The sequence below is a fragment of the Stenotrophomonas maltophilia group sp. Smal17 genome (assembly GCF_030237045.1).
In the GTDB taxonomy this organism is placed as follows: Bacteria; Pseudomonadota; Gammaproteobacteria; order Xanthomonadales; family Xanthomonadaceae; genus Stenotrophomonas; species Stenotrophomonas forensis.
Genome location: NZ_JASJSU010000010.1, coordinates 69,300 through 77,541, shown reverse-complemented (window position 1 = coordinate 77,541; position 8,242 = coordinate 69,300). Strand labels below are relative to the sequence as shown.

The 8,242-nt window shown below is 67.6% G+C and carries 9 protein-coding genes; 6 read left to right on the top strand and 3 right to left on the bottom strand.

Features of this window, described 5'->3' with window-relative positions:
• Positions 1-67: 67 nt before the first annotated feature.
• The 3 genes from QRO93_RS04940 to QRO93_RS04930 are packed head-to-tail and all read left to right on the top strand — an operon-like array spanning position 68 to position 2,501.
• A complete protein-coding gene (locus QRO93_RS04940) occupies positions 68-1,216 on the top strand; it encodes a pyridoxal phosphate-dependent aminotransferase (RefSeq protein ID WP_180879746.1) in 1,149 nt (382 codons plus the stop codon).
• A gap of 14 nt (positions 1,217-1,230) precedes the next feature.
• Complete coding sequence (locus QRO93_RS04935; protein WP_180879744.1) at positions 1,231-2,037, top strand: amidohydrolase; 807 nt, start codon at positions 1,231-1,233, stop codon at positions 2,035-2,037.
• 26 nt (positions 2,038-2,063) lie between these two features.
• A complete protein-coding gene (locus tag QRO93_RS04930) occupies positions 2,064-2,501 on the top strand; it encodes a hypothetical protein (protein WP_053450289.1) in 438 nt (145 codons plus the stop codon).
• 151 nt (positions 2,502-2,652) lie between these two features.
• Here the strand turns inward: QRO93_RS04930 and QRO93_RS04925 are convergent, their stop codons facing one another.
• The 3 genes from QRO93_RS04925 to QRO93_RS04915 are packed head-to-tail and all read right to left on the bottom strand — an operon-like array spanning position 2,653 to position 6,092.
• A complete protein-coding gene (locus QRO93_RS04925; RefSeq protein ID WP_053450288.1) occupies positions 2,653-4,305 on the bottom strand; it encodes a pseudouridine synthase in 1,653 nt (550 codons plus the stop codon).
• A complete protein-coding gene (scpB, locus tag QRO93_RS04920) occupies positions 4,298-5,173 on the bottom strand; it encodes an SMC-Scp complex subunit ScpB (RefSeq protein WP_180879742.1) in 876 nt (291 codons plus the stop codon). The genes QRO93_RS04925 and scpB overlap by 8 nt, the downstream gene beginning before the upstream one ends.
• A 13-nt stretch (positions 5,174-5,186) precedes the next feature.
• Positions 5,187-6,092 (bottom strand): ScpA family protein, encoded by a 906-nt coding sequence (locus QRO93_RS04915; RefSeq protein WP_006456456.1) that lies wholly within the window; start codon positions 6,090-6,092, stop codon positions 5,187-5,189.
• Between the two features lie 376 nt (positions 6,093-6,468).
• Between QRO93_RS04915 and QRO93_RS04910 the strand changes: the two genes are divergently transcribed.
• The 3 genes from QRO93_RS04910 to QRO93_RS04900 all read left to right on the top strand — a co-directional run bounded on the left by QRO93_RS04910 (position 6,469) and on the right by QRO93_RS04900 (position 8,227).
• Complete coding sequence (locus tag QRO93_RS04910; RefSeq protein WP_049456038.1) at positions 6,469-6,768, top strand: YciI family protein; 300 nt, start codon at positions 6,469-6,471, stop codon at positions 6,766-6,768.
• A 20-nt stretch (positions 6,769-6,788) separates the two neighbouring features.
• A complete protein-coding gene (locus tag QRO93_RS04905) occupies positions 6,789-7,040 on the top strand; it encodes a BolA family transcriptional regulator (protein WP_040007399.1) in 252 nt (83 codons plus the stop codon).
• A 149-nt stretch (positions 7,041-7,189) separates the two neighbouring features.
• Positions 7,190-8,227 (top strand): LacI family DNA-binding transcriptional regulator, encoded by a 1,038-nt coding sequence (locus tag QRO93_RS04900; RefSeq protein WP_006456453.1) that lies wholly within the window; start codon positions 7,190-7,192, stop codon positions 8,225-8,227.
• Positions 8,228-8,242: the final 15 nt, after the last annotated feature.

Here is an 8,242-nt window from a genome sequence, read left to right as displayed (position 1 = left end):
CCCCCCCCACTACCGGAGCGCGGATTGCGTAAACTCCGGAATCTCTCTCCTCCCATTCCCCAGGCCGATGCAACCGAACACCAAGCTGCCCAAGGTCGGTACCACGATCTTCACCGTGATGTCCCAGCTCGCTGCCGAACATGGCGCGGTCAACCTCGGCCAGGGCTTCCCGGACTTTTCCGCGCCGCAGCGCCTGATCGATGAAACCGCCAGGGCGATGGCCGCCGGGCTGAACCAGTACCCGCCGATGACCGGCGTGGCGCCGCTGCGCCAGGCCATCGCGCAGAAGGCGCTGGACTGCTACGGCGCACAGGTGGATGCCGACAGCGAGATCACCGTCACCAGCGGCGGCACCGAGGCCATCTTCAACGCCATCCACGCCGTGGTGCGTGCCGGCGAGGAAGTGATCGTGCTCGACCCGGCCTACGACTGCTACGAGCCGGCGATCGACCTGGCCGGCGCCAAGGCCGTGCATGTGTCGCTGGACCCGCAGACCTTCGCCGTCGACTGGGATCGCGTGCGTGCGGCGATCACCCCGCGCACCCGCATGCTGATCGTCAACACCCCGCACAACCCGTCCGGCGCGATGCTGTCGGCGCAGGACATGCAGGCGCTGGCCGAGCTGCTGCGCGGCACGCAGATCTACCTGATCTCCGATGAGGTGTACGAGCACATCATCTATGACGGCCGCCGCCACGAATCGGCGCTGCGCTACCCGGAGCTGCGCGAGCGTGCGTTCGTGATCTCCAGCTTCGGCAAGACCTACCACTGCACCGGCTGGAAGATCGGTTATGCGATCGCGCCGCCGGCGCTGACCGCCGAGTTCCGCAAGGTGCACCAGTACAACACCTTCACCAGCTTCGGCCCGGCACAGTACGGTTTCGCCGCGATGATCCGTGACGAGCCCGAGCATCACCTGGAGCTGGGCGCGTTCTACCAGGCCAAGCGCGATCGCTTCCGCGAGCAGCTGGCCGGCACCCGCCTGAAGGCGCTGCCGGTGCCGGGCGGCTATTTCCAGCTGGTCGACTACTCGGCCATCAGCAACCTGCCGGACCATGAGTTCGTGAAGTGGCTGACCATCGAGAAGGGCGTCACCGCCATTCCGCTGTCGCCGTTCTACGAGAACCCGCCGGCCGGTCAGCGCCTGGTGCGGCTGTGCTTCGCCAAGAACGAAGCGACGATGGACGCGGCGATCGAACGCCTGCGCCTGCTGTGAGTGGAGAGCTGAACATGCAGGACCTGCGCATTTCCCTCGTCCAGGGCGACACCCGCTGGCACGACCCGGCCGCCAACCGTGCCTATTACGGTGCGTTGCTGGCGCCGCTGGCCGGCACCACCGACCTGGTGATCCTGCCGGAGACCTTCACCAGTGGCTTCTCCAACGAAGCCATCGCCCAGGCCGAAGGCATGGACGGCCCGACCGTGGCCTGGGTGCGTGAGCAGGCCAAGGCGTTGAACGCGGCAGTGATCGGCAGCGTGCAGCTGCGTGAGGGCGAGGGCGTCTACAACCGCCTGCTGTTCGCCACGCCGGACGGTGCACTGCAGTACTACGACAAGCGTCACCTGTTCCGCTATGGCGGCGAACACGAGCGCTATGCCGCCGGCCGCGAGCGCCTGAGCGTGGAGTGGAAGGGCTGGCGGATCAATCCGCAGGTCTGCTACGACCTGCGCTTCCCGGTGTTCTGCCGCAACCGCTACAACGTCGAGCGCCCCGGGCAGCTGGACTTCGACCTGCAGATCTTCGTCGCCAACTGGCCGTCGGCGCGTGCCTACGCGTGGAAGACGCTGCTGCGTGCGCGGGCCATCGAGAACCTGTGCTTCGTGGCGGCGGTCAACCGCATCGGCGTGGACGGCAACCAGCTGCATTACGCTGGCGACAGTGCCGTGATTGATTTCCTTGGCCAGCCGCAGGTGGAGATCCGCGAGCGCGAGCAGGTGGTGACCAGCACGATCTCTGCCGAGGCGCTGGCCGCGCACCGCGCACGCTTCCCTGCGATGCTCGATGCCGATGCCTTCCACCTGGACGAGCGCGCCTGAGTGCTGCCTTCCCACCGGATGACACCATGAAATTCTCCCTGCTGCTGGCCCTGGGCCTGCTCGCCACCGCGCTGACCGCTCCTGCGGCGCAGGCGGCCGGCAACATCGACTGCGACCTGCGCTACAACTTGTCCGGCTGGTCGCTGTTCTACAAGACCGCCTCGGGTACCGGCACCATCCAGTGCACCAACGGCGCGCGCATTCCGGTGCGCATCAAGGTCACCGGCGGTGGCCTGACCGTTGGCAAGTCGAAGATCGTCGACGGCAAGGGCCGCTTCACCGGCGCCTATTCGCTGGACGACCTGCTCGGCAAGTACGTGGCGCTGGGGGCGCACGCCGGCGCGATCCGCTCCGGTGGTGCCGTGGCGATGACCAAGGGCGACGTGTCGCTGGCGCTGGCCGGTAGCGGCCGTGGCTGGGACCTGGGTGTGGACGGCTCCTCGTTCGTGATCCGGCGCCGCTGAACCCGCGAAAAGGGGACGGAGGGAATTAAGTCGTTTTTGCCGTTCGGCGCGCACTGTGGCAAAAACGACTTAATTCCCTCCGTCCCCTTTTTCTTGCGCAACGAAAAACCCCGGCCGGAGCCGGGGTTTCTCATTTCAAGCGTATCGGCGATCAGCCGCCGCGCGGGCCGCTGCGGCGCGGGCCGCCCGGACCGCGGTTGCCGCCGGGGCCACCCGGGCCACGGTTGCCACCCGGACCACCGGGACCACGATTGCCACCCGGGCCACGGTTGTTGCCGCCGCCCGGACCACGGCCGCCCGGACGGGCGCCGTGTGCCGGCTTCGGGCTGCCATACGGGTTGAAGCCCGGGGTCGCGTGGTCGGACGGGAAGCTGGGGGCATTGCCCGGATGGCCGTACGGGTGCTTGTTGCCCTGGCCCTGCGAGCGGTTGCCCGCGCCGGCCGGACGACCCTGGCCGCCACCGGCGCCACCACGGCCTTCACCACCGAAACCGCCACGGCCCTGGCCGCCACCGGCGCCTGCGCCCGGACCCTTCGGCTTGCCGTACGGACGGCCCTGGCCGCCTGCACCCGGACCACGGGCACCCGGGCCACGTGCGCCCGGACCGGCGTTGCGATGGCCGCTCGGGCCGGTGCTTACGCCATCCGGCACGTACCAGGTGCGGAACGCCGCCGGATTGCCTTCCGGCAGCGAACGGTCGTTCTTCTGCGCGCGCTGCTTGAACGGCTTCTGCGACTGCTTGGCCGCGGCTTCACCGCTGACAGTCAGGCCGCCCTTGAAACCGCCGCCCTTGCCACCGCGACCACGGCCGCGATCTTCGCGCACGTTGTCGAAGCGACGCAGCTCGCGGCCTTCATCAGCGGTGTTGTGGCCGTTGACGTAGGCATTGCCACGGCCACCCTCGCGCACGCGCACGGTGGTCTTGGCGGCGCGGCGCTGGCCGATCACCGGCTGCAGCGTCAGTGCCGACGGCGCGCCTTCTTCCAGCTTCAGCTGCGCGCGCAGGGCTTCCACCTGGGCGGTACCCAGTTCCACTGAATGACCGCGGGCCAGTTCGCGCGGCAGGCTGACCTTGCCATAGCGGGTACGCTTCAGGCGGCTGACCTGGCAGCCCTGCGATTCCCACAGGCGGCGCACTTCGCGGTTGCGGCCTTCCTTCACCACGACGCGGAACCAGTCGTGCGAATCCGTGCCGCCGATGCGCTCGATCTCGTCGAACTTGGCCGGGCCGTCTTCCAGTGCAACGCCGCGGGAGAGGCGGTCGACGATGGCGTCGGAGACCTTTTCCTCGCCTTCCGGGGCGCGCACGCGCACCACGTACTCGCGCTCGACCTCGAACGACGGGTGCATCATGGCGTTGGCCAGCTCACCGTCGGTGGTGGCCAGCAGCAGGCCGGTGGTGTTGATGTCGAGGCGGCCGATCGCGATCCAGCGCGCGCCCTTCAGCGGCGGCAGCGATTCGAATACGGTCGGGCGGCCTTCGGGGTCTTCGCGGGTGGTCACTTCGCCTTCCGGCTTGTTGTAGACCAGCACGCGCGACGGCTCGGCCAGGGCGGTGGCGACGAAGCCGCGGCCGTCCATCTCGATCTTGTCGCCGCTCTTGACCGACATGCCGGTCTGCGCGACTTCACCGTTGACCTTGATCAGGCCTTCGGCAATGCGCTGTTCCAGCGCGCGGCGCGAGCCAAGGCCGGCCTGGGCCAGCACCTTGTGCAGGCGTTCTTCCAACTTGAACTGTTCGGAGGTGGCTTCGCGCTTGAGCGAGAGCTTGTTCAACGACAGCTTGCGAGGGGTGTCACTCATCAGTTTTGCTCCGGCCGACGGTTTCGAGGTCGGCCTCTGGTTCGGAATCGGCTTGGTCAACAGCCACGGTCGTCATCGCGACGGCGTTGTCTTCGCGTTCGTTCACTGGCACCGCGCGCTCGCCCGGCGCGGAATCGGGATGCCCATCATCGAAGGGCGAAGGTGCTTGCTCATCGGAGGCCGAGGCAGGGGCTGCATCGGCGGAATCGGGGGTGTCGCTGCCGGCACTGCCGGCATCATCGTTTGCGGCAGCGCCATCGGCGCCGGCCGAGATGTCCGGACCGTCAGCACCGGCGGCGGCCGGTACGTCGCGGTCCAGGGCCAGCTGGGGGTCCAGCTCGCCCAGGTCCTTCAGTTCCGACAACGGCGGCAGTTCGTCCAGGCGCTTCAGGCCGAAGTAGTCCAGGAAGCCCTTGGTGGTACCGAACAGGGCCGGCTTGCCGGGTACGTCGCGGTGGCCGACCACGCGGATCCACTCGCGCTCTTCCAGCGCCTGGATGATGTTGCTGCTGACCGCCACGCCACGCACCTGTTCGATCTCGCCGCGGGTGATCGGCTGCCGGTAGGCGATCAGCGCCAGGGTTTCCAGGGTGGCACGGGTGTAGCGGGTCTTGCGTTCGGTCCACAGCCGGCTGATCCAGCCATGCACTTCGCCGGTGACCTGGTAGCGGAAGCCGGAGGCGACCTCGACCAGTTCCACGCCGCGGCCTGCGCAGGCTTCCCGCAGGCGTTCCAGCGCACGTTCGATGCTGCCCGGCGGTGCCGGTTCCTCTTCCGGGAACAGGTCCTTCAGCTGGGCCAGGGTGAGCGGCTGGCTGGAGGCCAGCAGGGCACCCTCGACAATGCGGTCGATCAGCGATTGATCCATCGGCAGTCAGCGCTCACTCGTCCGCATTGGCGGCGTCGTTGTCGTCGAACTCGCTGCTGAACTGCAGCGGGGCATTGGTGTTGCCGGCCGCCAGCGACTTCACGTAGATCGGCGCCAGCGGTTCTTCCTGGACGATGTCCAGCAGCTGTTCCTTGGCCAGTTCCAGCACCGCCAGGAACGTGACCAGCACGCCCAGCTTGCCTTCTTCAGCAGTGAACAGCCCTTCAAAACGATAGAACTTGCCATCTTCAAGCCGGCCGAGCACTTCGCCCATGCGTTGCCGCACGCTCAGCGCCTCGCGCTTGATGGCGTGGCCGCTGAACAGCTCGGCGCGCTTGAGCACGTCGTGCAGCGCCAGCAGCATTTCCTTCAGGTCCACCGGCGGCGGCAGCTTCACCGTAGCGCGTTCGGGCATGAAGGCGTGTGCCAGGCTGGTGTCGCGGTCCTGGCGGGGCAGGGCGTCGATGTCCTCGGCGGCCTGCTTGAAACGTTCGTACTCCTGCAGGCGGCGCACCAGTTCGGCGCGCGGGTCGGCTTCGTCGCCTTCCTCGCTGACCGGGCGCGGCAGCAGCATGCGCGACTTCACCTCGGCCAGGATCGCGGCCATCACCAGGTACTCGGCAGCAAGCTCGAAGCGCAGCTCGCGCATCACGGTGATGTATTCCACGTACTGCCGGGTGATCTCGGCCACGGGGATGTCCAGCACGTCCAGGTTCTGCCGGCGGATCAGGTACAGCAGCAGGTCCAGCGGGCCTTCGAAGGCATCCAGGATGACTTCCAGCGCGTCCGGCGGAATGTACAGGTCCTGCGGAATCTGCAGGACCGGTTGCCCATGCACCACGGCCAGCGGCATTTCCTGCTGCTGGGGGGCGGGCGGCCGGGTTGGCGGGTTCGCGTCGAGCGCGAGTTCGGAAGTCATCTAATGGACATCAGGATTGCAACGGACCAGTCGCGGCACCGGGATCGCCGGGCCTGCGCCACGGAGCCCCAGGGCACCAGACACGCCGGGATCGGCGCGATTCCACACATATCAAACAGCAGGACGCGCCGCAGGGAACGGCAGCGACAGAACTACGGGGAGGTCGTCTACGTGGCCCGGCCAGGTGGTCCGGTTTTGAAGCAGCGGGACGGTCGTCGGGGGCTGCGTTGGCCGCAAAAACCGACGGGCTGCTGCATCCAGCCACGTGCAATGGAGTCTAGGGTAAGCCTTTGTCGCGCCAGTGTCCAGCCGGGCCGGGGCAGCGGCCGCATTGGCTAGAATCTGCGCACCCGACAACGCAAGCGAGGAAATGCCGGTGTGGTATGTGATCGAAGGGTATGACGGCCAGGACGTGCTGGCGCAACGGCTGCAGGCGCGGCCGGAACACCTGGCGCGGCTGCACGCGCTGCGTGACGAGGGGCGCCTGCTGCTGGCCGGCCCGTGCCCGGCGGTGGACAGCGAAGACCCGGGCCCGGCCGGTTTCAGTGGTTCGGTGGTGATCGCGCAGTTCGAATCGCTGGTACAGGCCCAGGCCTGGGCCGATGCCGACCCGTACGTGGCCGCAGGCGTCTACACCCGCGTGCAGGTGCGTCCGTTCCGCAAGGTCCTGCCGTGAACGCGGAACGGATCGAACGGATGCGTGATGCGCTGCAACAGGCACTGGCGCCGAGCGTGCTCGAGATCGAGGACGACAGTCATCGCCATGCCGGGCATGCCGGCGCGCGTGATGGGCGCGGCCATTTCAACGTGCATGTGGTGAGTGAACGCTTCGCCGGACTGGGGCCGCTGGCCCGGCATCGCGCGGTCTACGCCGCGCTGGGGTCGATGATGGACACCGATATCCACGCCTTGTCCATCCGCGCACAGACCCCGTCAGAACAGGGCTGAGCCCTTGTCCCGCACTGTCCTGGCCGGTCCCTGCGGGGCCCCGCCATGGACAGATTTCCATGTCCATTTCAGGACATTCGCCTAACGGACTGTTTACAAGCCCAGATGGAAACGCTTACATTCCGCGCCAATGCTGGTAGGTCCAAGCCGTGGAGGGCGGCTTCGTGAACAAGGCAGCTATCACAATCAAAGACGTCGCTCGCGAAGCCCGGGTCTCCGTGGCCACGGTTTCCCGCGCGCTCAACGGGCATGAAAATGTCGCCGAACCGGTCCGCCAGCTTGTGCTGGAGGTGGCCGCACGGCTGCGTTACACCCCGCACGCCGCCGCCCGCAGCCTGAGCAGCCGCCGCACCAATACGGTGGGCGTGGTGCTTCCGGACCTGTACGGCGAATTCTTCTCCGAGCTGATGCGCGGCATCGACAACGTTGCCCGCAACCGCCGCCAGCACCTGCTGGTGTCCAGCTACCACGGTGACCAGGAGCAGCAGGGCGCGGCCCTGCGTGCCATGCGCGGCCGCGTCGACGGCCTGCTGGTGCTGTCGCCCTATGCCGAGAGCCCGGGCTTCCTGACCGACAACCTGCCGCAGTCGCTGCCGACGGTGTTGATCAACACCTATCTGCCCGGGCAGGACCACCCGGTGCTGAGCATCGACGATCATGCCGGCGCGATGGCGATGACCCGCCACCTGCTGGATGCCGGCCACCGCCGCATTGCGTTCATTTCTGGCCCGGACCTCAACTTCGACGCGCGCGAGCGCCTGCGCGGCTTCCGTGACGCGCTGGCCGCATTCGGCAGTGGCGCCGAGGGCATCGAGCTGCCCGGTGATTTCGACGAAGCTTCCGGCCATCGCGCCGGTCAGGAGTTGCTGGCAGCCGGAGCGCTGCCCGATGCCGTGTTCGCCGCCAACGACATGATGGCCCTGGGTTGCCTGTATGCGTTCACCCAGGCAGGGGTCCATGTGCCGTCCGATGTCGCCCTGGCGGGTTTCGATGACATTCCACTGGCGCGTTTCGTCCACCCGTCGCTGACCACCATGCAGGTCAGCATCGCCGAGCTTGGCGATCGGGCCATGACGCGCCTGATGCAGTTGATGGACGGCACCTCCACGGACGGGACAGGGGACAAGCAGACCCTGGTTCCCCGCTTGATAGTTCGCGATTCCACCACTCCGCCATCCGGCCGTTGAAGCCAGAGGCGTTCC